Origin of the sequence: Bauldia sp. (genome assembly GCF_965232525.1) — a bacterium.
In the GTDB taxonomy this organism is placed as follows: Bacteria; Pseudomonadota; Alphaproteobacteria; order Rhizobiales; family Kaistiaceae; genus Bauldia.
In genome coordinates, this window is sequence record NZ_OZ246980.1 from 4,011,574 (window position 1) to 4,036,307 (window position 24,734).

At 62.8% G+C, this 24,734-nt stretch carries 21 protein-coding genes; 14 read left to right on the forward strand and 7 right to left on the reverse strand.

Features of this window, described 5'->3' with window-relative positions; all coding sequences use genetic code 11:
- Positions 1-71 precede the first annotated feature (71 nt).
- From ACO076_RS19015 to iolD, 3 genes are read right to left on the reverse strand one after another with little or no spacing between them, the layout of a single operon-like run.
- Complete coding sequence (locus tag ACO076_RS19015; RefSeq protein WP_421724385.1) at positions 72-905, reverse strand: SDR family oxidoreductase; 834 nt, start codon at positions 903-905, stop codon at positions 72-74.
- A 25-nt stretch (positions 906-930) separates the two neighbouring features.
- The gene (gene iolE / locus ACO076_RS19020; protein ID WP_421724386.1) at positions 931-1,839 is read right to left on the reverse strand and encodes a myo-inosose-2 dehydratase; all 909 of its coding nucleotides are present in this window, start codon (positions 1,837-1,839) and stop codon (positions 931-933) included.
- A gap of 2 nt (positions 1,840-1,841) precedes the next feature.
- Positions 1,842-3,683: a 3D-(3,5/4)-trihydroxycyclohexane-1,2-dione acylhydrolase (decyclizing) gene (iolD, locus tag ACO076_RS19025; protein WP_421724387.1), complete on the reverse strand. Its 1,842-nt coding sequence runs from the start codon at positions 3,681-3,683 to the stop codon at positions 1,842-1,844.
- Positions 3,684-3,962: 279 nt separating this feature from the next.
- Between iolD and ACO076_RS19030 the strand changes: the two genes are divergently transcribed.
- The 8 genes from ACO076_RS19030 (at position 3,963) to ACO076_RS19065 (ending at position 12,065) form a co-directional block, all read left to right on the forward strand.
- Positions 3,963-4,778, forward strand: a complete 816-nt coding sequence (locus ACO076_RS19030) for a hypothetical protein (protein ID WP_421724388.1) — start codon at positions 3,963-3,965, stop codon at positions 4,776-4,778.
- Between the two features lie 48 nt (positions 4,779-4,826).
- Positions 4,827-5,651, forward strand: coding sequence for a calcium-binding protein (locus ACO076_RS19035; RefSeq protein WP_421724389.1), 825 nt, complete (start codon positions 4,827-4,829; stop codon positions 5,649-5,651).
- A gap of 556 nt (positions 5,652-6,207) precedes the next feature.
- Positions 6,208-7,098: a hypothetical protein gene (locus tag ACO076_RS19040; RefSeq protein ID WP_421724390.1), complete on the forward strand. Its 891-nt coding sequence runs from the start codon at positions 6,208-6,210 to the stop codon at positions 7,096-7,098.
- A gap of 77 nt (positions 7,099-7,175) precedes the next feature.
- Positions 7,176-8,045, forward strand: a complete 870-nt coding sequence (locus ACO076_RS19045) for a hypothetical protein (protein WP_421724391.1) — start codon at positions 7,176-7,178, stop codon at positions 8,043-8,045.
- 53 nt (positions 8,046-8,098) lie between these two features.
- Positions 8,099-8,998: a M10 family metallopeptidase C-terminal domain-containing protein gene (locus ACO076_RS19050; RefSeq protein WP_421724392.1), complete on the forward strand. Its 900-nt coding sequence runs from the start codon at positions 8,099-8,101 to the stop codon at positions 8,996-8,998.
- Positions 8,999-9,071: 73 nt separating this feature from the next.
- Positions 9,072-9,905: a hypothetical protein gene (locus ACO076_RS19055; RefSeq protein ID WP_421724393.1), complete on the forward strand. Its 834-nt coding sequence runs from the start codon at positions 9,072-9,074 to the stop codon at positions 9,903-9,905.
- A 335-nt stretch (positions 9,906-10,240) separates the two neighbouring features.
- Positions 10,241-11,128, forward strand: coding sequence for a hypothetical protein (locus ACO076_RS19060; protein ID WP_421724394.1), 888 nt, complete (start codon positions 10,241-10,243; stop codon positions 11,126-11,128).
- A 70-nt stretch (positions 11,129-11,198) separates the two neighbouring features.
- Positions 11,199-12,065 carry a hypothetical protein gene (locus ACO076_RS19065; RefSeq protein WP_421724395.1) on the forward strand — a complete coding sequence of 289 codons (867 nt, stop codon included), beginning with the start codon at positions 11,199-11,201 and terminating at the stop codon, positions 12,063-12,065.
- A 46-nt stretch (positions 12,066-12,111) separates the two neighbouring features.
- Here the strand turns inward: ACO076_RS19065 and ACO076_RS19070 are convergent, their stop codons facing one another.
- From ACO076_RS19070 to ACO076_RS19085, 4 genes are all read right to left on the reverse strand, one after another.
- Entirely contained in the window at positions 12,112-13,239 is a 1,128-nt protein-coding gene (locus tag ACO076_RS19070) for a Gfo/Idh/MocA family protein (protein ID WP_421724396.1), read from the reverse strand.
- Positions 13,236-14,204 carry a hydroxyacid dehydrogenase gene (locus ACO076_RS19075; protein ID WP_421724397.1) on the reverse strand — a complete coding sequence of 323 codons (969 nt, stop codon included), beginning with the start codon at positions 14,202-14,204 and terminating at the stop codon, positions 13,236-13,238. Before ACO076_RS19075 ends, ACO076_RS19070 begins: the two co-directional genes overlap by 4 nt.
- 69 nt (positions 14,205-14,273) lie before the next feature.
- Positions 14,274-15,560: a phosphopyruvate hydratase gene (eno, locus tag ACO076_RS19080; RefSeq protein ID WP_421724398.1), complete on the reverse strand. Its 1,287-nt coding sequence runs from the start codon at positions 15,558-15,560 to the stop codon at positions 14,274-14,276.
- A complete protein-coding gene (locus tag ACO076_RS19085; RefSeq protein WP_421724399.1) occupies positions 15,557-16,564 on the reverse strand; it encodes a phosphotransferase family protein in 1,008 nt (335 codons plus the stop codon). Before ACO076_RS19085 ends, eno begins: the two co-directional genes overlap by 4 nt.
- A gap of 198 nt (positions 16,565-16,762) precedes the next feature.
- Between ACO076_RS19085 and ACO076_RS19090 the strand changes: the two genes are divergently transcribed.
- The 6 genes from ACO076_RS19090 to ACO076_RS19115 all read left to right on the forward strand — a co-directional run bounded on the left by ACO076_RS19090 (position 16,763) and on the right by ACO076_RS19115 (position 24,732).
- The gene (locus tag ACO076_RS19090; RefSeq protein ID WP_421724400.1) at positions 16,763-16,945 is read left to right on the forward strand and encodes a helix-turn-helix domain-containing protein; all 183 of its coding nucleotides are present in this window, start codon (positions 16,763-16,765) and stop codon (positions 16,943-16,945) included.
- Positions 16,946-16,981: 36 nt separating this feature from the next.
- Positions 16,982-19,756, forward strand: coding sequence for a cation-transporting P-type ATPase (locus tag ACO076_RS19095; protein WP_421724401.1), 2,775 nt, complete (start codon positions 16,982-16,984; stop codon positions 19,754-19,756).
- Positions 19,740-21,470, forward strand: coding sequence for a cation:proton antiporter (locus ACO076_RS19100; protein WP_421724402.1), 1,731 nt, complete (start codon positions 19,740-19,742; stop codon positions 21,468-21,470). The genes ACO076_RS19095 and ACO076_RS19100 overlap by 17 nt, the downstream gene beginning before the upstream one ends.
- Positions 21,467-22,495, forward strand: a complete 1,029-nt coding sequence (locus ACO076_RS19105) for a universal stress protein (protein ID WP_421724403.1) — start codon at positions 21,467-21,469, stop codon at positions 22,493-22,495. Before ACO076_RS19100 ends, ACO076_RS19105 begins: the two co-directional genes overlap by 4 nt.
- Before the next feature lie 89 nt (positions 22,496-22,584).
- Positions 22,585-23,661, forward strand: coding sequence for a LacI family DNA-binding transcriptional regulator (locus ACO076_RS19110; RefSeq protein WP_421724404.1), 1,077 nt, complete (start codon positions 22,585-22,587; stop codon positions 23,659-23,661).
- A 69-nt stretch (positions 23,662-23,730) separates the two neighbouring features.
- Positions 23,731-24,732, forward strand: coding sequence for a substrate-binding domain-containing protein (locus tag ACO076_RS19115; protein ID WP_421724405.1), 1,002 nt, complete (start codon positions 23,731-23,733; stop codon positions 24,730-24,732).
- Positions 24,733-24,734: the final 2 nt, after the last annotated feature.

The following is a 24,734-nucleotide window of genomic DNA, read 5'->3' on the forward strand; positions in this document are numbered from 1 at the left end:
GAAGCGAATTGATAACGTATACATACAACTGCACGGCGATGCCGCGCAACCGATGCCACGTTTTAGTGGTTCTAAACTTCGGGAAGGCGCCCGGAGGGATGGCTGGCCGTCTCTTGAGCGCCCAGCACCTGTTGGTCGAAGTCGATGACCGAGCCGGTCATCATCCCGGATTCGTCGCTGGCCAGGTAGGCCACGGCGCGCGCCACTTCGTCGGTCTTCAGCAAACGACCGAACGGTTGGTCATGCTCGGCCTTGTCGAGCCACTCGGCATCGTCGGTATGGTATTTCAGCTGAATGGTGTTCTCACCGGGCGTGTCCATCCAGCCGATGTTGAGGCCGTTGACTCGGATACGATCGGGCATCAGCGAGAAGGCGACGTTTTTGGTCAGCGCCGAAAGCGCCGCCTTGGTGGCCGAGTAAGCGCAAACGAAGGGCTGGCCGCCGTGGCCGGACATCGACTGGATGTTGACGATGCTGCCCTCGATTTCCTCCCGTCGCATGATCTTGGCCGCGTCCTGCATCAGGAAAAACGGCGCCCGAACGTTGATCGCGAACAGCGCGTCGAACAACTCGGGACTGGTGTCCAGGATCGTGCCGCGGTCAGTCATCGCTGCGACGTTGACGACAATATCGACGCGACCGAACGCCGTATCGGCGGTGGTGACGACCCGCCGGCAATCCTCGACGAGGCCAAGGTCGGCGGTGACGAACACCGCCTGACAGCCGGTTTCCGCAAGCGACTCGACGATCGCCTCGCCTTTCTCCGTGCTACGGCCGCACAGCAGGAGGCCAGCGATGCCGCGCTCGGCCAGCAACCGGGCGACCGCCTCGCCGAGGCCCTGGGTGCCGCCGGTCACGATCGCGACCTTGCCGGTGAACTGCCTGGTGAGATCGTTTGTTGTCATTGCGCCCTCCCCGATCCTGAAGCCGCTACGCGATCCGATAGCCGGCCGCCTCGAACGCCGCGGTCAGGTGGCGACGTCCCATGAGCGAGTACTCGAACGGCGGCGCCTTGGCCGGGTCCTGCTCGGCTTCGACCACCACCCAGCCTTCGTAGCCGATATCGGCGAGGACCCGGGCGAAGTCGTAGAAGTCGATGAAGCCGTCGCCGGGAACCGTGAACACGCCCTCGAGGACACCAGCAAGGAAGCTCTTGTCCTGTTGGCGCACAGCCTTCAGCACATCCGCGCGCAGGTCCTTGCAGTGGACGTGGTTGATCCGTCGTCCATGCCGGCGGGTGGTTTCGGCGATGTCTCCGCCGGCGAAAGCAAGGTGCCCCGTATCGAGGAGGAGGCCGACCGCCTGACCGGTGTTGGCCATCAGCAGATCGATCTCCCGCTGCGTCTCGAATACGGTCCCCATGTGATGGTGATAGGTCATCGGCACGCCGAAATCGGCCATCCACTCGGCCAGCTCAGTGAGCTTCTTGCCGTAAGCCTTGATGTCCTCTTCCGACAGACGCGGGCGGCTGGACAGCGGCGCATCCATGGTCGCCTGCACGGTTCCACTGGTCTCCGCATAAATGTGGACCCCGGCGCCAAGCTCCCGAAACAGCTCCATCTGTTCGGTCATGCGATCGCGCTCGGCCTCGACCGATTGTTCCAGCAACTCCCCGGAAAACCATCCGGACACGATCTCCAGGTCGTGGGGTTCGAGGACCGGGCGAAGAACCTCGGCGTCAGAGTGGAACTTCACCCCGGTTTCGGTGCCGGTGAAACCCGCCTCCCGCATTTCGCTGAGGCACGTTTCGAGGCTGGTCTCGCCACCGAGCTCGAGCATGTCGTTGTTCGACCAGGCGATCGGGGAGATGCCCAGACGGATCGGTCCGGCGGTCGGCATGACTAGACCCCCACCCGCTGCTTGCCGCGGGCGGCCTCATGATCGACACGCGCCGCGCGGATCTCTTCGCGTTCGTTGACCTCGGGCACACCGACGTCCCACCAGGCGTCGCCCGGCGTCCACTCATGGGCCTGCACCTTGGTGACGATCACATAGGTCCGGTCGGCCGCCTTCGCCCGGGCAAAGGCCTGCTCCAGTTCCGAGATCGAATGAACGGTTTCCGACAGCGCTCCCATCGACTCGGCGTGCTTGGCGAAGTCGACCTCGACAAGTTCCTTGCGGCGGGTGTCGACGAACATGTTGTTGAAGGACTTGCCGCCCTTGTAGTTCTGAAGCCGGTTGATCACCGCGAACCCGCCATTGTCCATGACGACAAAGATGACTTTGTCGCCGGTGAGCACGGTCGAATAGATGTCCGAGTTCATCATCAGATACGAGCCGTCGCCGACCATGGCGATGACGTCGCGGTCGGGATTGGCCATCTTGGCGCCCCAGGCCCCGGCGATCTCGTAGCCCATGCACGAGAAACCGAACTCGCAGTCATACGTTCCGACCGACTTGCCTTTCCAGACCTTGCACACCTCGCCGGGCAGACCGCCCGCCGCCGAGAGCGCCAGATCCGTCGGATCGGCCATGCGATTGAGCGCGCCAACCACATGGGCGTAGCTGGGGACCTCGGCATTGGTCGGCCCGGAGAGCTTGTCGACCAGCGTATTCCACTCGGCATACTCCTTCGCGCCCTTGGCGATCCATGAATCGGGCGCACGCCAGTTGGCCAAGCCCTGGTCGATTTCCTCCAGCCCGACCAGCGCGTCCCCGATCACCGAGACGGCGCGGTGCTTGACCGCGTCGAAGCGAGCCGCGTTGAGAGCAATGATGCGCGCGTCTTCCCGGAACACCGTCCACGAGCCGGTGATGAAATCACCAAGCCGCGTCCCGACCGCGAACACCACATCCGCCTCCGCGGCCATCGCGTTGGCCGACGCCGATCCGATCACACCGATCGGTCCGATATTCATGGGATGATCGTGCAGCAGGGAGGTCCGTCCGCCGATCGTCTCGCAGACCGGGACGTTGTGCGCCTCGGCGAAGGCGGCCAGTTCCGCGGTCGCGCCGGAATACTGAACGCCGCCACCGGCGATGATCAGCGGTTTTTCAGCGCCACGCAGGATCTCGACAGCCGCTTTGACTGATCCGACATCCGGTCGCGGCCGGGGAATCTCATGAACCGTCGGTTCGAAGAACACCTCCGGATAGTCATAGGCTTCCGCCTGAGCGTCCTGTGCCAGTCCGAGGAACGCCGGCCCGCAGTCGGCCGGGTCGAGCATCGTCGCCACTGCCTGCGGCAGCGACCCCAGAATCTGCTCGGGACGGACAATACGATCCCAGTACCGGGTCACCGAGCGGAAGGCGTCGTTTGCGGTGGTCGACGGACAGCCGAAGTGTTCCACCTGCTGTAGCACCGGATCGGGAATGCGATTGGCGAACGTGTCACCGGCGAGCAGCAGCACCGGAAGGCGATTGGACATGGCGACACCAGCGGCGGTGACCATGTTGGTCGCCCCCGGACCGATCGAGGACAGCGCGATCATGATCTGACGGCGCTTCTTCGCCTTGGCGTAGGCGATCGCCGCCAGTGCCATCGACTGTTCGTTCTGACCGCGCCAGGTCGGCAACTGGTCCTGAACCGGCTCGAGCGCCTCAGCAATGCAGGTGACATTACCGTGGCCGAAGATGCCGAAGAGGCCGGCGAACAGCGGAACCTCGTCCCCGTCGATGATCGTCCTTTGCGCAATGAGATAGCGGACCAGGGCCTGGCCCATGGTCAATTTGACCGTCTTCATGCTGACTCCTCCCGTGCCGGTTCCGGCCTTGATTGATCATAGGCCGCATAACCCGGCGCCGACTATGATGAAAATTATGTTCCCTGCAATTTCTTTTTAGAACGAAAATTCCATCAATTCTTTCAGTTAGATAGCCGGCGCCCGGGATCGAGGTGCACCCCTGGGCATGTGATCGGCGTCACAGACACCAAGACGAGCAGAGATTAATGGCCTCGCCCCATATCACAGGCTCGCGCCGCCGGTTTTGATGCGGCGCTTTTTTAGGAAAGATGTTTCGAGATGAAGAAGGTAGTCGAACATTTCGTCGGCGGCAGCCCGTTTGGTGTTTTCGCCTCAGCCGTCGCCGATCCGGAGCCAGGCTATGTCAAGCCGACCACCGTTGTCCTTGAGAACGATGGCCACAAGATCGTCCTGACCGGCTCGTTCATCAGCGGCATCAACGGGCCGATAGGCACCGTGAACGAATTTACGCTCTTTGACGGCGCGACCAAGATCATGACCGGCAAGGGTTTCAACTTTACGCTTGCGGATATCGCGGACGCCAAGTTGGCCGATCATCCGACGCAGGTGTTGGCCGACCTCTTCTACGCCAAAGCCGACAAGGTGATCGGCTCCTCCCAGTCCGACCATCTCACAACATCGGACAACGGTGGGGTCATCCTTGGACGCGGCGGCAACGACTACATGGTGGGCGGGTCGGGAAAGCAGACCCTCAAGGGCGGAGGCGGCGACGATGCCGTCCATGGCGGCAAAGGCAAGGACATTGCCATTGGCGGCAAGGGGAAAGACACCTTCGTCTTCGACGACGAAGCGTTCAAGACCGATAAGATCAAGGACTTCTCGCACAAGGACGATACGATTTACCTCGCTGACATTGCATTCGACGTTCTTCCGGGTGGCGCTCTCAAGAAAAAATTCTTCAACGTCGGCAAGAAAGCCGAAGATGACAACGATCACATTGTATACTTCAAAAAGAACGGCGGTGTTTTCTATGACCCGGACGGTGAGGGTGGCATCGACCAGGTGAAGTTCGCCTCAGTCAAGGACGGCACCAAGCTGAAGGCCAACGATTTCTTCGTGGACACGATAGCATAACGTCTTGAGCTTCGCTCAACGCGCCCGCCGTCCGGAGTCAGTCTGATCATGAAACCGTTTCTTCAGTTTCTCTCAAGCCCGCCTGACCATAATCCTTATGCCGTCTTTGCTAACGTGGCCCGGGATTTCGCCTTCGTCGACTCCGCACCGAACGAGGTCTCGTATGTCGACATCCACGGCAACAAACTCGTGCTCAAGGGAAGCTTCGACATCAACGGCGGGATCGCGGTCGACGGCATCGTGACCGGTTTCGACCTCTTCGCGGCCGACGGCACCAAGGTGCTCAAAGCCCGTGGCGCCGAGTTCGATCTGGCTGTCGTCGAAGACGCATTCTTCCAGGATCCCGGCAACATCTCGACGCTCCAGCTCTTTCTCCGTGACTCGGACGTCTATGGATCCAACGGCGATGATGTTTTGACCGGCCTGCGGTCGGACGCGACGGGCGTAGGGCGCGGCGGTGACGACATCATCAATGGCGGGCTCGGCAAGCAAACCCTGAAAGGCGGCAAGGGCGACGACACCCTTTCCGGCGGTCTCGGCAAGGACACTGTGATCGGCGGCAAGGGCAAGGATACGTTCGTCCTTAACGCCTTCGATTTTAAGGCCGACACGTTCAAGGACTTCTCTCACAAGCACGACACCATATTCCTCAACCAGAAGGTCTTCACAGCATTGGATTTAGGCACGCTCGACAAGTCGGCGTTCCGGGTCGGTACGAAGGCAAAGACCGATGATCATCGCGTCGTCTACAACAAGAAGGACGGCGCACTTCTTTACGACGAGGACGGCAGGGGTGGCGTCGATCACGTGAAGATCGCCAAGCTGGATCAAGGTCTGAAAATCAAGGCCAATGATTTTCTTGTCGACGTCTGACACGATCGGAGCCCTCGGCACATTGGATGCACAGCCATGCGAAAACCATCAAGAGTGGTAGCGCGTCCAATATATTAGCGATTTTCTTGAGATTGTCGGCCGTTCAAATGTCGACGATTCTACCCAAAATATCGATGACTTAGGCTTAAATCCTCATCGTTGTATTTTCCCGCGCTTAAGCCGCGATTGCTAAGCTTTCACCCGATCTGGATAGCGCGGATACGCGCTCTTCCTGAAGGTGAGCGTGGGTATGCATGCATTGTTGCTCGAGTGCACTACGGAGCTGTGGTGGGCTGGCCGGCCGGCAGTGAGTCGGTGGGTTGTGGCTGTAAAAGTAGGTTACCGCGCGTCACGAAGCAGTGATCAAATAGGCAATCGCGCAGGCAGCGTTTTCCCTAGGAAGATCAACGATATCAGCGCTCTGAAGCGGTCGATATGGCTTCTTCGGGGAATTAACGCTGATCTGATCACTTTTCAATCACGTATTCGATCAGGGTTGATGCTTTCTGTGTCCGCCCTAGGTCGAGCTGATAAGTAACGGGAGGGAGGCGACCCCATGAATCCAGAAGCTTATGCCGAGTGGCTGTTTTCCACCACACTCATCGATCCCCTGCAAACGTTATTTCAAGTGCTTGACGAGGGGACGATCAAGAAAATAACGCCAGAAAAGCTCGTCGTGACCACGCCTGGCGGCATCAAGTTCATCCTAAAGGGCGATCTGGAGACGGACCCCGTGGTGTCGGGCACGCTCGACAGCGTCAAGTTGAAAGTCAATGGCGTCAAGATTTTCGAAGGCGGTGACTTCATCATCGACGCAGGGGAACTTAAGGCGATCGTCGAGAGTCCGAACGACCCGGGTGAGTTCCTGGGCAATATCATCAACCAGATCGGAACGTACAAAGGGTCTCAACAAGCCGATGAATTCCCGAGAATCACCGGAGACGGCATCGTCATCAAGGGCCGCGGCGGCGATGACGTGCTCAGGGGTGGCGAGGGCCAGCAAAAACTGAAGGGCGGCAAGGGCAACGACACCCTCATAGGCGACGACTTCGGCGGCGGCATCGAAAAGCTAGGTGGAGACCCCAAGCCGGACAAGCTCTTCGGCGGCAAGGGCCTCGATACCTTCGTGTTCGCTGTCGGCAGCAGCTTGGCAAAGGTGGAAGGAAGTTACCACAAGATCAAGGACTTCTCCCACAAGGACGACACGATCCTCATCGAAACCAGTGTGATACCTGCCGGCTTCCTTGATCCGGACGCCTTCGTCGTGGGTGAGGTGGCGAGCAGCCCGGACCATCGCATCATCTACGACGAGGCGAACGGGGATCTTTACGTCGACATCGACGGCGATGGCCTCGATGCGGTCCAGTTCAAGTTCGCCGAAGTCGTACCGGGCACCAAGATCAAAGCCAACGACTTCGTCATCGAAGGCTTCTTTGGACTGCAGTGAATCAACCAACACGTTGCAAACCCCGGAGCGGAACCCTGTGGCTCCCCGGGCAGCCGACATGAGGAGTATTGATCATCATGACACCCACCATCGAGTTATACTTTGGCGAACCAGTCCTCGACCCGTTCTTGATCGGCGCGAACCCGCTGAATTTCGGCACGGTTGTTAAGCAGACGACGACGAAAATCGTCGTCGAGGATGATCTCGGCAACAAAGTCGTCTTCACCGGCGATCTGACGCCGGGCGGAGAAGTCAACGGCTTCAAGTTCAAGAGCAATGGGATCAAGGTCGCTCAAGGCGAAGACTTCGAGGTCGATTTCGCCACATTCGAGACGGCGCTGGGAAATCCCAAACCAGGGAACGAAGTTCTTTCGCTGCTTTTCCTTGAAGCCCCCATCATCAAGGGGTCGCCGTATCGCGACGTAGCGATGGGCCTCCCGGGTGACGGTCTTGTGGCCAAGGGCCGCGATGGCGACGACGTCCTCATCGGCGGCGAGGGCAGCCAGACGATCAAGGGCGGCAAGGGCAACGACGTCATCGGTGGCGGCGGCGAGAAAGACAAGCTCTTTGGCGGCAAGGGCAACGACATCTTCCTCTTCGATATCGGCACCGGACCCGGCGGCGGCCCCAAGCGGGTCTTGGACGAGGACCCCGTTCTAGCCGTCCACAGGATCAAGAACTTCGACCGCAAGGACGATGTCATCCTGCTCACCGGCAATTCCCTGGACGCCGAAACGGGCGGCCCCCTGTCGAAGGACGCCTTCGTTGTCGACACCGAAGCGACGACCGCGGACCATCGCGTGATCTACGACGACGAGACCGGCTCGCTCTACCTCGACGAAGACGGCAGCGGCGAGCTCATGGCCCCGGTCAAGTTCGGCAAAGTCGATCCGGGCACCAAGCTCAAGGCCAGGGACTTCTTCATTGACGACCAGATTCTCACCTAGTCATCGCTGCGACGCGGGAAATGAGACGAGTTGGGCAGGAGGAGACTACTGTTATGGAAGCCGAGGCTTACTTGGAGTGGCTGTATTCGACCGAGATCGTTAACGCCGATCTGCTGCTGTTTAACGTGCTCGACAAAGGGACGGTCAAGAATGTCACGCCTGAGAAGATCGTCCTGACGGCCGGCGACAATTACCTCAAGCTCGTGTTCAAGGGCGACTTCGAGGGTAGTCCCTGGGGCGATCCCGACCTTTCCGGAACCGTCGACGGCCTCAAGCTCAAGGTGAACGGAACAACCGTTCTGAATGGTAACGGCTTCGACATCGACGCCGGGGAGTTGGCGGAGTTCTTCGAGACGCCCGGAGGCGCGAAGGACATCTTGGGGATGCTCCAGTCGCAGATTGGTGTGTTCAAGGGATCTCAATCGCCGGACTTCTTCCCGGTCGAACCCATCCCGGGCCTGGTGGTCAAGGGCCGCGGCGGCGACGACACGATTTTCGGCGCCGCGTTGGGGCAGAAGCTCAAGGGCGGCAAGGGCAACGATCTGCTGATTGCCAGTCAGGGAGACGGCCCCAAGGAGGAGAAAGCGGTCGAACCCATCGGCGACAAGCTGTTCGGCGGCGCCGGGCGCGACATCTTCCAGTTCGAGGTCGGCAGCGTCGTCGGCGAACCGGTCTGCAACAAGATCAAGGATTTCTCGCACAAGGACGATGGGATCCTGCTTATTGCGATTGGCACCGATCTCGATACCGGATTTCTCGACCCCGACGCCTTTGTGATCGGCGAGGCCGCAACCACTCTCGAACACCGCATCGTCTACGACGAGACCAATGGGATCCTGTCTTTCGACGAAGACGGAATCGATGGCGAAGACCAGGTCAAGTTCGCGGAAGTCGTTCCCGGGACTAAGATCAAGGCCGACGACTTCGCCGTCGTTGCGGAACTCGCGTTCTAAGCGACACGGCGACCGCCTCGCCGCCCGCTGCGGGCCGCCGGCGAGCACGCCCCTGCAAGGAGCTTAACCAGTCATGATACCGACATTCGAACTGTTCTACGCCCCGCCGTTTATCGATCCCTTCCGGGTCTACGATGAGGCAGTGTCCGAAGGCACGATCGTCAAGGAAACCGACAGCAAGGTTGTTGTTGCCGACGATGCTGGCAACAAGATCGTGTTTCTGGGCGACTTCACGCCCGGCGGCACGGTCGAAAGCTTCAAGGTGAAGAGTCAGGGGATCAAGGTATCCCAGTTCGATCATCTCGAAATCGATCAGGCCGATTTGATAGCGGCCCTCGAAGGCCTGGACCCGGCCTTCGATGTCAGCGAACTGATCCCTCGAGACGACGCCTTGATCAAGGGCTCTGCCTTCAGCGACCATCTCCCCGAGTTCAATAGCGATGGTCTCATCGTCAAGGGCCGCGGCGGCGACGATTTCCTGGGTGGCGGCGACGGCAATCAGACCCTCAAAGGCGGCAAGGGCAACGACACCCTCGTCGGCGCCGAGGAGAAAGACAAGCTCTTCGGCGGCGCTGGCAAGGACCTATTCGTCTTCAATCTGGAGTCGACTATCGTCGAAAAAGCGGGAGACTTGGCCACCCACCGGATCAAGGACTTCGCGCGCAAGGACGACGACATCGTCCTCATGAACGTCCTCCTGCAGTCCGGACCGCTGGCCAAGGACGCGTTCGTCGTCGGAACGGCCGCGACCACGGTGGATCACCGGGTCATCTACGACGATACAACCGGTTTGATGTACTTCGACCAGGACGGCGTCGATGGCCTGGCAGACCCGGTCAAATTCGCCAAGGTCGATCCCGGCACCAAGCTCAAGGCCAAGGATTTCCTGATCGACTTCGACCTTTGATCCGACACGAGAGCCTGCCCGGGTGGTCCTGACCAGCCCATGCAGGGAGCATCGATACCGGTGGCGGCGCACTGACGACGAGGACACCAGTCTACGCCGAGCTGGAGTTGAACCCGCCGAAGGGCGATCATTGCCGACTGTATTATCTCGCAGTAACACTTGGTGCTGCGATCGTTCTTGCTTTATGCTAATGTGAATTTCTGAATATTTTACAATTACAAAATGTGATTTTTACTATATTACAAAATATTTTCTATATCGTCATTTACATCTTTCATTGATCAAGACTCCAAGTCATGATTGGTCATGCAGTTCTTCAAGGAGAACCGACCGATATGACCGCTTTTATCAACTACCTGTTTGGCCCACCGCTACTCAATCCGGATCTTATACTCAGTGCGGTGCTGGATCAGGGCAGCATCACCAAATCAACGACGGAAAAAATCGTCGTCGAGGATAGCGACGGCAACAAGATCGTCTTCACCGGTACGTTCGATCCGGAGGGCACCGGAAGCGACGGACTGGGCACAATGACCGGTTTCAAGCTCAGGGATGACGGCGTGAAGGTGATGGAGGCTGGTGGTTTCGACATTGATGCCGGCGCCTTGCTGGATGCCCTTGCCGATCTGGATTCACCGATCGCGGCGGTTGCCCAACTCCTCTTCACGGAAAAGGTCAAGATCAACGGGTCCGACTACGCGGACACATTCGCGATCAGTCTGCCCGACATCGTCGCCAACGGCCGAAAGGGCGCGGACATTCTGCTCGGCGGCATCGGCAACCAGACCCTGAAGGGCGGCAAGGGCGACGATCTGATTGTCGGTGGCGGCGACAAGGACAAACTCTTCGGCGGCAAAGACCAGGATATCTTTGGGTTTAACGTGCCGACTCTCAGTCCAAACGGGATCGAAAGCCTCGATCCTGCCAGCGGGCATCATCGGATCAAGGACTTCTCCAGGAAGGACGACTCGTTCCTGATCGATAGCGACAGCGTGGACTTGCCCGAAGGACGGCTCGCCAAGAAGCACTTCGTTGTCGGCGAGGAGGCCCTCACCGAAGACCACCGCTTCGTCCACAACGATGCCAACGGGCGGCTCTACTACGACCCGGACGGTTCGGGGGAAGACGAACCGTTTTACCTCGCCAAGGTGGACCCCGGCATCAAGATCAAGGCCAACGACATCTTTATCGGCGACGTGCCGAACCTCATCTTCCTCGGCTGAAGAACAGGACAAACGCCGCGCCGCCATCCGCTGAGCGGTGCGACGGCGCCGACAAATCGGAGCCCAACCCATGAAACCGTGTATCGAATACTTCCACAGTTACCTCCTCTACGACGCCGATCAGTTCCTCAGGAACGCCGTCGAAGGCGAGCTTGTCTTCAAGAACGGCAAGATCGTCGTAAAGAACGAGGACGGCGCCAAGCTCATCATCGTCGGCGACCTGGAAATGGATGCCAATGGAGTGATCAGCGGCACCGCCAACGGCTTCAAGGTGAAGGACCGCGACACCAAGGTCCTGCAGGGCGATGGTTTCGACATCGATATCGCCGACGTGGAGACGGCGTTGGGCGACTCCAACCCTTACACGGCGCTCCAGGCGCTGATCTTTGAGGAAAAGGCGGTCGTCAAGGGCTCCCACGACGCCGATTTTTTCTTTGCCAACGAGATAGACGTCATCGTTCGGGGCCGGCAGGGTGACGACCAGCTCTACGGCGGCGCCGGCCACCAGGTCCTGAAAGGCGGCCGGGGCAACGACTTCCTCCTGGCCTTCCAAGAGGCCGACAAGCTTAAGGGCGGCGCGGACAAGGACACCTTCGCCTTCGTTCTGGAAAAAAAGATCGCCGGCGATGCGACGACAGCAGAGGCGGAGTCCGCTCACAAGATCAAGGATTTTTCGCACAACGACGATACGATCCTGCTTGATCGGAGCTCATTCCCGCTCGAAGAAGGCTTCCTCGACGACGACCTGTTCCATGTCGGCGAGAGCGCGACCAGCCCTGACCATCGCGTCGTTTACGACATGGGCACCGGCATTCTCCGCTTCGACCCGGACGGCAGCGATGGGGACCCCGCCACGCTGATCACGACGCTGATACCGGGGACCAAGGTCAAGGCCAACGATATCTTCGTTGGCATCGTACCGCTGGCCGAGGCGTAGGCTACGCCTTGCCGAGATCGGCGGCGCCTGACATGCGGTGCCGCGATCAGGTTTCGGCGATGTTCACCCAGCGCTCCGCCCGCGCCGATGCAACCACGGCATCGACGACGCGCTGAATCTCCCAGGCCTCGCGGAAATCCGGCCGGAACGGCGCCCCGCCGGCGAGCGCGGTCATCAACGCCTTGACCTCGATCGCCTTGATGTCGTTGAAGCCGAGCTGGTGACCAGGCGCCGGGCAGAAGGCCGCGTAGGAGTCGTGGTCGGGACCGGCGAGAATCGTTTTGAAGCCCTCCCGCCCTGCCGGCTGACCTGTGGTGTAGATCTGTAATTCGTTCATCCGCTCGTGATCGACGGCGATCGTCCCCTTGGTCCCGGTGATGTCGAAAGCAAGCGTCATCTTCCGCCCGGTCGCGATCCAGCTCGCCTCGATCGATCCGGTGGCGCCGCCTTCGAACCGGACCAGTGCCCGCGCCTGGTCGTCGACCTCCACCCGCCGCGTTTCACTGGCGCCGGGTGCGACCGGGCGCTCGGTGGTAACCGTCGCGATCTGGCCGACCACGGATGCAATCGGCCCGACGACATAACGGGCGATGGAGATGATGTGGCTGCCAAGATCGGCAACCACCCCGTGCCCGCCTTCAGGATCCATCCGCCACGTGTAGGGGGATTGGGGATCGGCCATGTAGTCCTCGGCATGAATGCCGCGGAAGCTGACCACCTCGCCGATCTCGCCGCTGGCGACGATCTCGCGGGCCAGGGTGACCATCGGATTCTTGAGATAGTTGAAGCCGACCGCCGTGATGACGCCGGCCGCGTCGGCGGCGTCCGCCATCTCCTTGGCTTCGGCCGCATTAGCGGCAAGCGGCTTCTCACAATAGACCGGCTTGCCGGCGGCGATGGCCGCAAGCGCGATCGGTTTGTGAAGTACGTTCGGCGCGGTGATATCGACGAGGTCGACCGCCGGATCGTCGATCAGCGCCCGCCAGTCGCCGGTGGAGCGCGAAAACCCAAGCGCCTTGGCGGCCGCCGCCGCGGTATCGTCATCGACGTCCGCGAGGAGTTCGAGCACCGGCGTCGCCGGCAGTTCGAAGACCGAGGACGCTGTGTTGAACGCGAATGTGTGGCTGCGGCCCATGAAGCCGCTGCCGATCAGCCCGACCCGAACCATCTTCATGGCTGGAGCACCGACTGGTTGACGACGAACGCCGGATCGAGACGCCCATCAATGGCATCGAGTGCGTTTTGGGCTGAGTACACACTGAGCCGGGCCGCGGCCTCTTTGGTCAGGCCGGCGACGTGCGGGCTCAACACGACGCGCTCGCAATCGAGAAGCGGCGAGCCGTGTACCGGTGGCTCATCGCGAAACGTATCGATGCCGGCCCCGGCAAGGCGCCCCTCGTTCAGCGCTGCGGCCAACGCGTCCTCATCGATCAATCCGCCGCGGGCGGCGTTGACCAGGATCGCGTCAGGCTTCATCGCGGCGATTTCCTTCGCCCCGATCATTGTGTCGGTCTCCGGCAGAAACGGTACGTGCAGGGAAACCACATCGACCGCGCCGAGGACGGCCCGCCAGTCCTCGATCTTCTCGGCCCCGCCGGCGGTCATCTCCTCGGCGCTGACCGCCGGGTCGAAGGCCAGCACCCGCATCGAGAACGCCGCCGCCATCTGTGCCACGCTGCGTCCGATCCGGCCGAAGCCGATCAACAGCAGCGTCCGGTCGCGGAGATCGAAACTGGCGAGCAGGCTGCGATCTTCCCAGGCGCCGCGCCGCACCGCCCGGTCGTAGGGCAGCCCGTGCTTGGCGACGGTGAGCATCAGAAAGAACACATGCTCGGCGACCGTCGGGGCGTTCGACCCGATCGCCAATGCCAGAGGGATACCCCTCTCGGTGAGCGCCGCGACGGGAATGTTGTCGTAACCGACCCCATGGCGGCACACGACCTTGAGGATATCCGCCGCCCCGAGCACCGAGGACGGCAGTTTCACGGTTCGGATGATCATCGCCGCCGTACCCGGCAGCATGGCGGTGAAGGTTTCCGCTGCCGTATCCGGCATTGGGACGATCTCCACATCATCGCGCGCCCTGAGCAGCGCCATGCCGTCGTCGTGGATCGGTTCGGTCAAAAGAACACGATGCATTTCGGTTGATCCGTCTCGCTTCCGGCGCCGACCTCGAGGGACGTGCGCCCCACTTCTTCTAGACAGGCGTCAAGCCGCGCCCCAGGGAAAAGCTGTCCACGGTGGCAAACTTCCGTCGCCGATTGCGTCAGCGATGCGGAGGCCCTCGTTCCACTTGGCCATGCGCTCCGATCGCGAGAACGATCCCACCTTGAGCTGCTTGGCGCCCCAGCCGACTGCGAGGTGAACGATCGACACGTCCTCGGTTTCGCCGGAGCGCGCCGAAACGATCGCGCCCCAGCCGGCTTCGCGCGCCGCGTCGAGCGCTGCCTTGGTCTCGGTGAGCGTTCCCGCCTGGTTCGGCTTGATCAGCACCGCGTTGCACGCCCCGACAGCTGCGGCATGCCGGACCCGGTCGGCGTTGGTCACCAGGAAGTCGTCGCCGACGATCTGCAGGCGCGGCCCTGCGGCCTGTGTGAAGGCGATCATCCCCGCCTCGTCGTCTTCGGCAAGCGGGTCCTCGATGGAGACGATCGGGTAGCGCGCCACCCAGCCCAGCAACAGCTCGATCAACGCCGCGCGATCGAGATCGCGCGAGTCCCGTGCGAGCCGGTAGCCGTCGCCGGTGCTGAACTCGGTCGCGGCGATATCGAGTGAGATGGAAACGTCCTCGCCCGGCTTGAATCCGGCCTTCTCGATCGCCGCCACGGTGAGCGCAAGCGCCTCTTCGTTTGTGTCGAACGCCGGCCAGTAGCCGCCTTCGTCGGCGACCCCGGCGAGGTTACCGCGCTCGGCCAGGATGACACCGGCCGCCCGGTACACCTCGGCGGTCATCTCCAGCGCTTCGGCGAACGTCGCGGCACCGGTCGCAACGATCATGAAGTCCTGAATATCAACGCGCCGGGCGGCATGGGCACCGCCGCCGAACAACTGAATCTCGGGGAGTGGTAGCTGCACCGGGTTGTCGCCGGCGAGCGCTTTCCACAAGGGCACCCCAAGCGCCGCGGCATGGGCGTGGGCGACCGCCAGCGACACGGCGATCAGCGCATTGCCGCCGAGCCGCGATTTGTTCGGCGTCCCGTCGAGGACGATCATCGCCGTGTCGACAGCCGCCTGATCGGCAGCGTCCATGCCCTTGAGCGCGGTAGCGATCTCGCCGTCCACCGCGCCGACCGCGCCCATCACATCCAACCCGCCGAACGCCGTCCCCCCATCGCGCCGGTCGACCGCTTCCCCGGAGCCGGTCGACGCACCGGCTGGCGCGATCGCGCGGCCGACGGCGCCCCCGGCAAGGATTACCTCCGCCTCGACGGTCGGCCGCCCGCGCGAGTCCCACACCCGGCGTCCGCGAACGCCGACGATTTCACTGTTGGTCAAATCCCGAGCTCCTTTGACCATGCGTTGCTGATGTCGGCGAGAGACGCCGGCGGTTCCTTGATCAGCGGAACGGCCACCCGGCGAACCACCGCGCGCTGGTCGTCATCGGTGATGTACTCGACCGGCGACTTGCCATCGACCCGGGCGAGCAGCAGCGCCGGTAGCAGCGATGCCGCCCGTGCTTCCAGGTCCTCACGAGGCTCCCAGTTGACGCCGGCCATGTAGGACTCGTGCATCGCGCCGAAGGCGGCAATCAGGTCTCGTGATGCCTGCGGCGCCGCGATGCACTTCAGGAGAAGATGATTGAGACAGAACGCCAGGTCGAACGCCGGGTCGCCATACCAGGCACATTCGGCGTCCAGGAAAACCGGCACCGACTTCGGTCCCTTCATGATGTTCTTCGGGCTGACATCGCCATGGACCAGCGCCGTCTCGGTCGCGGCAGTGCGATCGGCCAGCGACCCGAGCGCGTCGGACAGGTCGGGATGACGTTGACCGGTGGCGCGCAGATAAGGCTCAAGCCGCAGCGCCTCAAAAAGCCGGCCGGTCGGGAAAGCCGCGGCAATCGCGCGGTCACCCGCCGTTGCCGCATGGACCTCAGCGAGTTTCTCGCCGACTGTCGCGGCGAAATCGCGATCGACGCGTCCCTTCATCAGGTCTGGCTTCCACAGGCTGTAGTGATCCGGGTCGAGCCACGCCATGGCGAAGAAGAGAAGATCGTCGTCATAACCAAGCACGGCGGGCGCGACGCCCGGCACCCGCTCGGACGCGATCGCGTACCAGTTTCGCTCGAAGCGGTTGCGCTCGACCGGCGCGAACCAGTCGTCTTCGACAGCGAGCTTGGCCATCGCCCGCTTGACGCAGAAGACGCGCGAGCCCGCCGTCACCTTCCAGATGTCGGACGAGACGCCGCCGGTCAGCCGTTCGGCGTCCACCGAAGCACCCGGTTCGGTCAGTCCCATTCTGGCCAGACTGGAGAGAATGTCAGGGGGAAGCGTCGTCATGGCGGCCCTCTATAAGACCTCTCCCGACACGAAACCACTGCCAGTCAGGCGCTAATGTGCTTCCCGCGGGGCGCGATCGCAGCCGGTGATCGCCGCCGCACCAGCGACATTTTTTCACGGTCTCTGACGCCTTTTGAGCGTAATTCAGCGGTATAGACATAAAACGAGAGTGGATAACCCATGCTCAGCAAACCATTCATGACCACCCACGAAGTCGCCAAGCTGCTCAAGGTGGGCGAGCCGACCGTCCGCGCGTGGATCCATCATGAGGAACTGCGGGCCGTGAAGCTCGGCCGCGAGTACCGGATCTCTGTCAAAGACCTGGAGGCGTTCGTGAACGAACATGCGACGCGCGAGCCGAGTTGGACCGGCCCGAAATAGCGGATCCCCGATCAGCGCGAGAAGGAATGAAGTCGAATGCTGGATGTGCCCGTCAACGCTGATGGCGATCGGCCAAACGACTGGTATGCCCGACCGGTAGCGGACGCGCTCACCACATTCGACGCCAACCCGAATGGCGGTCTGCACCAAGGCGACATCGATGCGTACCGCGCGAAGTATGGCTCCAACCGGCTGCCTGAACCAAAGCGGAAAGGGCCGCTCGTCCGTTTCCTCAAGCAGTTCGAGGACGTCCTCATTTATGTTCTGCTGGGTGCAGCGGTCATCACCGCGCTGTTGGGCCACTGGGTCGACACCGGTGTCATCCTGGCGGTTGTCGTCGTCAACGCGATCATCGGCTTCGTTCAGGAAGGCAAGGCCGAACAGGCGCTCGCCGCCATCCGCAACATGCTGGCGCCCAAGGCGACCGTCATCCGCGACAGTCGCCGCCGCAGTATCCCCGGCGAAGACGTCGTCCCCGGCGACCTGGTCGTGCTCGAGGCCGGCGATCGCGCCCCCGCCGATGTCCGGCTGTTCGAGGTCAAGGGACTCAAGATCGACGAGTCGGTGCTGACCGGCGAGTCGATGGCGGTCGAAAAAGCCGTTGCACCGGTCGCCGAGTCGGCGCCGCTTGGCGACCGCAAGTCGATGGCGTTCTCGGGAACCCTCGCCACCTATGGCCAGGCGCGCGGGGTTGTCGTGGCGACCGGAACGCACACCGAGATCGGTCGGATCAGCGGCATGCTGACCGAAGTCACCGCGCTTCAAACGCCTCTCCTGCGGCAGATGGGCGTGTTCGCCACCTGGCTTACGGTGGCGATCCTTTGCCTCGCCGCCTTCGTGCTCGCGTTCGGACTCCTGGTGCGGGACTACAGTTTCGCGGAAATCTTCATGGCGGTCGTCGGCCTCTCCGTCGCGGCGATTCCCGAAGGCTTGCCCGCCATTTTAACCATCACCCTCGCCATCGGTGTTCAGAGCATGGCGCGTCGCAACGCCATCGTCCGCCAGCTTCCGGCCATCGAAGCCCTCGGATCGGTGTCGGTGATCTGCTCGGACAAGACCGGCACCCTGACCCGTAACGAGATGACCGTCGCCTCGATCGCGACCGCCCGACATCTCTTCACCGTCAGCGGCGTCGGGTATGTCCCGCAAGGCGGCTTCTCGCTCGACGGTCGCGACGTCGAACTCGACGACCACCCGCTGCTTTCGCAGATGTGCCTGGCGGCACTGTTGTGCAGCGACGCGAGCCTGGAGGAGTCGGACGGCAACTGGACGGTCGGTGGCGACCCGATGGAGGGCGCACTGGTCGTGGTTGCCTGCAAGGCCGGTCTCGATCCCGATTATGAGGCGCAAGCCTGGCCACGCACTGATGCGATCCCGTTCGATTCCCAGCATCGCTTCATGGCCAGCCTCCACCACGATCACACCGGCCATGGCCAGATCTTCGTCAAGGGCGCGCCGGAGCGCATCCTTGAGATGTGCGCCCGTCAACGCGGCATCGACGGCGACGCCGACCTGGATATCGACTACTGGCATAATCAGGCCGAAGAGATCGCTGCGCGCGGCCAGCGGCTGCTCGCGGTCGCGGTGAAGACCGGCGCGGCATCGCATTCGGACCTGCAGTTCCACGACGTGGATAACGGCCTGACGTTCCTCGGGCTGTTCGGCCTGATCGATCCGCCGCGCGAGGAGGCAATTGCGGCGGTGGCCGAGTGCCGCTCGGCCGGCATCCGCGTCAAGATGATCACCGGCGACCATGCCGGCACCGCGACGGCGATTGCCCGCGAACTCGGCCTTGAAAATCCGAAAGCGGCGCTGACCGGCAGCGATCTCGACACACTCGACGACGCGACCCTTCGCCAACGCGTCGGGGATACTTCGGTGTTCGCGCGCACCAGCCCCGAACACAAGCTGCGCCTCGTCGAGGCGCTGCAGGCCAACGGCGCGGTCGTCGCCATGACCGGCGACGGTGTCAATGACGCCCCGGCTCTGAAACGTGCCGACATTGGCATCGCCATGGGCATGAAGGGCACCGAAGCGGCCAAGGAAGCAGCCGAGATCGTACTCGCCGACGACAATTTCGCAACGATTGCAGCCGCCGTGAAGGCTGGGCGGACGGTCTACGACAATCTGAAGAAGGCGATCATCTTCCTGCTACCGGTCAACGGTGGCGAGTCGCTGACCCTCGTCGCCGCGATCCTGCTCGGCCTCACTTTGCCGATCACGCCCCTGCAGATTCTGTGGGTCAACATGGTGAGCTCGGTCCTGCTCGCCATGACGCTGGCGTTCGAACCGTCCGAGCCGGGTGTCATGCGGCGGGCACCGCGACCGCCGAAGGAGCCGATCCTCTCCGGCTTCGTGGTGTGGCGCGTCGCCTTCGTTTCGGTGCTGTTCTGTATCGGCATCTTCGGCATGTTTGCATGGGCGCAGGCGACCGGATCGAGCGTCGAGGTTGCGCGGACGGTTGCCGTCAACACGCTAGTGGTGATGGAGATTTTCTACTTGTTCTCCGTCCGCTACCTGAACTCGACCTCGCTGACCGTGCGCGGCGCGCTCGGCACGCGAGCCGTGATCGTCGCCGTTCTGGCCGTGACCGCGCTGCAGTTCCTGTTCACCTACGCGCCCTTCATGGAAACGTTTTTCGGCACCCAACCGCTCACCCTCACCCAGGGCCTGCTCGTCTTTCTGGTCGGCCCCGTTGTTCTGGTTATCCTTGAAGTCGAGAAACGGGTCCGGGTCGCGCTAATTGGCCCACGAAACCCACACCCGCCTGCCGGCGGCCAACCGGGACAGGCCCGTGCCGCTCATCACTGAAGCGATCAGCAGCTACATCTTCTACGAGATCGCCGCGCTCCTCGTCCTTGCCGCGGCGGTTGGCTTCGTCGGCCTGCTGCTGCGTCAGCCGTTGATCGTCAGCTTCATCGCCGTCGGCATCCTCGCCGGCCCGTCGGTGCTGAACGTTGCTCAGTCGGACGAGTACATCGACCTGCTTGCCGAACTCGGCATCGCCGTTCTGTTGTTCCTCGTCGGGCTCAAGCTCGACCTGAAGCTGATCCGCACCCTCGGCCCGGTGGCGTTGATGACCGGGCTCGGCCAGGTCGCCTTCACCACCATCTTCGGCTTCCTGATCGGCCTCGCCCTTGGCCTCGATGCCGTCACCAGCTTCTACGTCGCGGTGGCGCTGACGTTTTCCTCGACCATCATCATCGTCAAACTCCTCTCCGACAAACGCGAGATTGATTCGCTCCACGGCCGCATCGCCTTGGGCTTCCTGATCGTTCAGGACCTGGTCGTCGTGTTCGCCATGATCGTCCTGTCCGCCATCGGCATCGGTGCTCAGGGCGACGCGGCGCTCACCGACATTTTGGAGGTGTTCGGCTACGGCCTGGCGATGCTGGTTGCCGTGGGCCTGTTCATCCGCTATCTCGCCAACCCGCTGGTCGAGCGCCTGTCGCGGGCGCCGGAGCTGCTGCTCTCGTTCGCGATCGGCTGGGCGGCCCTGCTCGCCGCGCTGGGGCACTATTTCGGGTTCGGCAAGGAACTCGGCGGGCTGCTCGCCGGGGTGTCGCTCGCCTCGACGCCGTTCCGCGAGGCGATCGCCGCCCGGCTGTCGTCGCTCCGCGATTTCCTGCTGCTGTTCTTCTTCATCGCGCTCGGCGCGTCGCTCGATCTCAGCGTGCTCGGCGCCAGCCTGGTCGCCGCGATCGTCTTCTCCCTGTTCGTGCTGATCGGCAATCCGCTGATCGTGCTGATCATCATGCGGGCCATGGGCTACCGCAAACGGACCGGCTTCCTCGCCGGCCTGACCGTCGCCCAGATCAGCGAGTTCTCGCTGATCTTCATGGCGATGGGCGTATCGATCGGCCATGTCGCCGCCGAGGCCCTCGGGCTGGTGACTCTGGTCGGCCTGATCACCATCGCCGCCTCGACCTATATGATCACCTACTCCCACCAGCTCTACGCCCGGTTGGAGCCGATGCTCCGGGTGTTCAATCGCCGCAGTGGTCAGCCGGACGAGGAGGCCGGCATCAGCGAGGCGCATCGATACGACGTCCTGATTTTTGGCCTCGGCCGCTACGGTTTGGCGATCGCCCGCCAACTGCGCGCTGCCGGGCAGCGGGTGTACGGCGTTGACTTCGACCCGATCGCGGTCCGCTATGCCAGGGCGCAGGGCTTCGACGTCGTCTACGGTGATGCCACCGACCCTGAATTCGTCGCCCACCTGCCGCTGGAGGGCGCCGCCTGGGCGGTGTCCGCCGTCCCCGAGCACGATACCGGCGTGACCCACGAAGACCCGCGTCTGTCGCTGATCCACTCGCTGCGCGAATTGAAATTCACCGGCCGGATCGCCGTCTCCGCCCACCATGACGACGCCGCCGAGGAGATGGAAGCGGCCGGCGCCGACTTGGTGCTGATGCCGTTCCGCGACGCTGCCTCGCAGGCCGCCGCGCTGATCGCCACCGACGCGCCTCCACCCGCGCCGCTGGAGCCTGCCGACCCCGAGGGACAGAAGGAGTTCGCGCCGTGATCGAGACCGTTGCCGACGCGAGCGATGTCATTGGCAATGACACGTTTTCAAAGCTTCTCGCGGTGTGCACGGCGCAGGGCGGCGATGCGGCCACGGTCGAAGCTGCGGCCAGCCACGCGCGATCCTGGGGCGCATCGCTGTCGCTGATGGTCGCGGTCGAGCCTCCGCCCGAGATCGACCGGATCGCCGCCGCGACCGGTGTGGCGGCTGCCGAGATCGAAGCACGGCTCATTCGCGACCACCATGATCGTGCCGTCGGATTGGCCGAACAATTCGCCGCCGATCTCGACCCGACCGTCGCCGTCCGGCTCGGCAAGCCGTTCCTCGAAGTCATCCGCTATGTCGTCGCTGGCGATGTCGATCTGGTGATCAAGGCCGCCGAGGAGCTGAGCGGCATCCACCACTATTTCTTCACCAGCACCGACCAGCATCTGCTGCGCAAATGCCCCTGCCCCGTCTGGCTGCGGCTCGACCATGACGGCTCCAGGCCGATCCGGACGATTCTGGCTGCGGTCGACATCGGCCAGTCGCTGTCCGGCGAGCCCGAGACGATTGCAAGCCTCAACCGCAACATCCTGTCGGTCGCGACCCGGTTCGGCGCGGCGGAAGGTGCCGACGTCCACGTGCTTCATGTTTGGGATGCGCCGAGCGAGGGGCTGGTCCGTATGTGGTCCGGCGGGCCGGACCCCGACAAGGCGGCGGAAGACTATGTCAGCGACGTCCGCACCGGACACATCCTGGCCCTTGACCGTCTGATCGGTCAGGCTAACGCCGCCGGCGGCCCAGCCTCGGGACGCGCGGTCCAGTTCCTGCCGCGGCTGGAACGCGGCGACGCGCGCAGTGTCGTTCCGCAGCAGGTCCAAGCGCTCGAAGCCGACCTGCTCGTCATGGGCACCATCGCCCGCACCGGCGTGCCCGGCTTCTTCATCGGCAATACAGCAGAAGACGTTCTGAACAGCGTCGATTGCTCCGTCGTCACTGTCAAACCGTCCGACTATGTCAGCCCGGTGATTGCCGGCGGCTGATCGCCAGCGCCAATCAATGCCCGCTTGACAGATCGCCTCTGCCCGCCGTAAATGAGGTACGTCACTCAAACGGAACGATGCATCGCCCCATGTCGGTCACCATGCGCGATATTGCCCGCAGCGCCGGCGTCAGCCTGGCGACGGTCGATCGCGTCCTCAATGGCCGCGGGGCACGGCCGGCGACCGAAAAGCGCGTCCGCGATGCCGCCAACTCTTTGAATTACAAGAGAAACGTCAACGCGATCCGGCTGAACCGGCGCGGTCGACGACGGTTTCGCGTCTTCCTCCCCGATGTCAAAGCGCTGTTCGTGCAAATGCTGGCCGACATCGTCCGCGATCAGGCCGCTGAATTGGCGGCCAGTGGCGTCTCCATCGAAGTCGTTCATTTCGACCAGACGAAGGTCAAGGCGCTGGCCAATGAGCTACGTATTGCATCGCAGCATGTTGATGGGATCGCCATGCTGGCACCGTCCGAGCCGGCGATTGTCGAAGCGGTCGACGACATCACCGCCAGCGGCGTTCCGGTGGTGACCCTCGTTTCGGACCAGCCCGCGTCGCGGCGGATCGGCTTCGCCGGTGTCGATAACGTCGCCGCCGGTCGCGCCGGCGCGGACTTGCTTGGCCGCATGCTTGCCGGTCGCAGCGGCTCCGTGGTCATTGTCATGCCCCGCCTCCAGGTCGATGATCACCGCCGTCGGGTCGTCGGCTTTCATGCGGTCTTCGCGGACTCCTACCCACAGTTTCCGATCGTCGAGTGCCGCTTCCCGGAAGGGTCGCTCGACGAGGTTGCCGAACAGGTCCAGGAGGTATTGGCCACCACCGACAACGTCGCCGGGGTGCTTTCCACCGGTGGTAACACCCGCGCAGTCGTCAAGGCCATCGATGCCGTTGCGCTCGATCCGCGACCGGTATTCGTCGGCTACGATCTGACCCCGACCTCGCGGCGCTACCTGGCCGAAGGCGACATGGACGCGGTGATCGCCCAGTCGCCGGTTGATCAGGTCACGATGACCGTCGATATGCTGATGCGGGCATCGGACGGCGAGCCGATCGAAGCCGGTGCCGGCAATGCCAATATCGAGATTTTCATGCGCTACAACCTGCCGCCCGCCGGACGGCTGGACCACGCCGTGGCGCAGCGGGCGAAGGAGACCTTGATCACCTAACGCCAATCCGGTGGCGTCGTAAGCAGCGGCGCCTCTTCATCGACCAAGACGAAAACTGGGAGGAAGACGATGAAACACATGACAAGATGTCTGCTCGGGGCCGCCGTCGTCGCGACCGCATTGGGAACGGCGACGGTCACCGCCTCGGCGCAAGGCCTCGGCGAAAACTGGTGCTCCGACGTCCAGGTCCGCTTCTTCACCGGCGGCGCCGAAGGCGATGCGTTCGGTTCGATCGTTCAGGCCGGCGCCGAACAGGCGGCCATCGACACCGGCGCCAATCTCGAGCTGCTGTTCTCCGGCTGGGACGCGGAAATGATGGTTCAGCAGTTGCGCGAAGCGGTCGCCGTCGAGGTCGACGCGATCGGCATGATGGGTCACCCCGGTGGCGCGGCGATCATGCCGCTGGCCGAGGAAGCCGCCGAAAAGGGCATCTACATGATGTACCAGAACGTCGACGTGCCGGACGTGCGCGCCGCGCATGGCGGCGGCTATATCGGCGTGCTCGACCTCTACGCTCAGGGAGAGGCCCTCGCCCAGGAAGCCATCCGCCGCTTCGATCTGAAGGAAGGCGACACCGCGCTCGTCTTCGTCCCGCTCGGGCAGGAAGAGCGCGGCCGGCGCGAACGGGCGCTCGTCGACGTCTTCGAGGGCGTCGGCATTGAGGTCCAGGTTGTCGACGCCAAGACCGAATACGGCGCCGATCCGAACCTGGCGATCCCGATCATCACCGCCGCCGTGCTCGCCAATCCCGAGCTCGATCTGATCGGCTATCCCGGCGGTCAGATGCTCGGCAACGCCCCGACCTACATGGACGCCGCGGGCGCCGAAGCCGGCCAGATCATCAACATCGGCTTCGACACCAGCCCGCAGATCATCGACGGCTTCGGGCGCGGCTATGTCCAGTTGACCTCCGATCAGCAGCCCTTCAACCAGGGCTACCTGGCGGTGCTCAGCCTCTGCCAGCAGGCGGTCCTCGGCCTCGCACCGATCACCGAGGACACCGGCGCCGGCTTCGTCACCGACGACAACTACGAAACCGTCGGCGAGCTCGCCACGCGCGGTCTACGGTAGAA

What these genes read in the sequence shown, in the direction of transcription:
- ACO076_RS19075 (WP_421724397.1), bottom strand. Translation starts at nt 14,204, where the DNA reads ATGCATCGTGTTCTTTTGACCGAACCGATCCACGACGACGGCATGGCG.
- iolD (WP_421724387.1), bottom strand. Translation starts at nt 3,683, where the DNA reads ATGAAGACGGTCAAATTGACCATGGGCCAGGCCCTGGTCCGCTATCTC.
- ACO076_RS19055 (WP_421724393.1), top strand. Translation starts at nt 9,072, where the DNA reads ATGATACCGACATTCGAACTGTTCTACGCCCCGCCGTTTATCGATCCC.
- ACO076_RS19070 (WP_421724396.1), bottom strand. Translation starts at nt 13,239, where the DNA reads ATGAAGATGGTTCGGGTCGGGCTGATCGGCAGCGGCTTCATGGGCCGC.
- ACO076_RS19050 (WP_421724392.1), top strand. Translation starts at nt 8,099, where the DNA reads ATGGAAGCCGAGGCTTACTTGGAGTGGCTGTATTCGACCGAGATCGTT.
- ACO076_RS19015 (WP_421724385.1), bottom strand. Translation starts at nt 905, where the DNA reads ATGACAACAAACGATCTCACCAGGCAGTTCACCGGCAAGGTCGCGATC.
- ACO076_RS19060 (WP_421724394.1), top strand. Translation starts at nt 10,241, where the DNA reads ATGACCGCTTTTATCAACTACCTGTTTGGCCCACCGCTACTCAATCCG.
- ACO076_RS19035 (WP_421724389.1), top strand. Translation starts at nt 4,827, where the DNA reads ATGAAACCGTTTCTTCAGTTTCTCTCAAGCCCGCCTGACCATAATCCT.
- ACO076_RS19040 (WP_421724390.1), top strand. Translation starts at nt 6,208, where the DNA reads ATGAATCCAGAAGCTTATGCCGAGTGGCTGTTTTCCACCACACTCATC.
- ACO076_RS19065 (WP_421724395.1), top strand. Translation starts at nt 11,199, where the DNA reads ATGAAACCGTGTATCGAATACTTCCACAGTTACCTCCTCTACGACGCC.
- ACO076_RS19090 (WP_421724400.1), top strand. Translation starts at nt 16,763, where the DNA reads ATGACCACCCACGAAGTCGCCAAGCTGCTCAAGGTGGGCGAGCCGACC.
- ACO076_RS19110 (WP_421724404.1), top strand. Translation starts at nt 22,585, where the DNA reads ATGTCGGTCACCATGCGCGATATTGCCCGCAGCGCCGGCGTCAGCCTG.
- ACO076_RS19115 (WP_421724405.1), top strand. Translation starts at nt 23,731, where the DNA reads ATGAAACACATGACAAGATGTCTGCTCGGGGCCGCCGTCGTCGCGACC.
- ACO076_RS19030 (WP_421724388.1), top strand. Translation starts at nt 3,963, where the DNA reads ATGAAGAAGGTAGTCGAACATTTCGTCGGCGGCAGCCCGTTTGGTGTT.
- ACO076_RS19045 (WP_421724391.1), top strand. Translation starts at nt 7,176, where the DNA reads ATGACACCCACCATCGAGTTATACTTTGGCGAACCAGTCCTCGACCCG.
- iolE (WP_421724386.1), bottom strand. Translation starts at nt 1,839, where the DNA reads ATGCCGACCGCCGGACCGATCCGTCTGGGCATCTCCCCGATCGCCTGG.
- ACO076_RS19095 (WP_421724401.1), top strand. Translation starts at nt 16,982, where the DNA reads ATGCTGGATGTGCCCGTCAACGCTGATGGCGATCGGCCAAACGACTGG.
- ACO076_RS19085 (WP_421724399.1), bottom strand. Translation starts at nt 16,564, where the DNA reads ATGACGACGCTTCCCCCTGACATTCTCTCCAGTCTGGCCAGAATGGGA.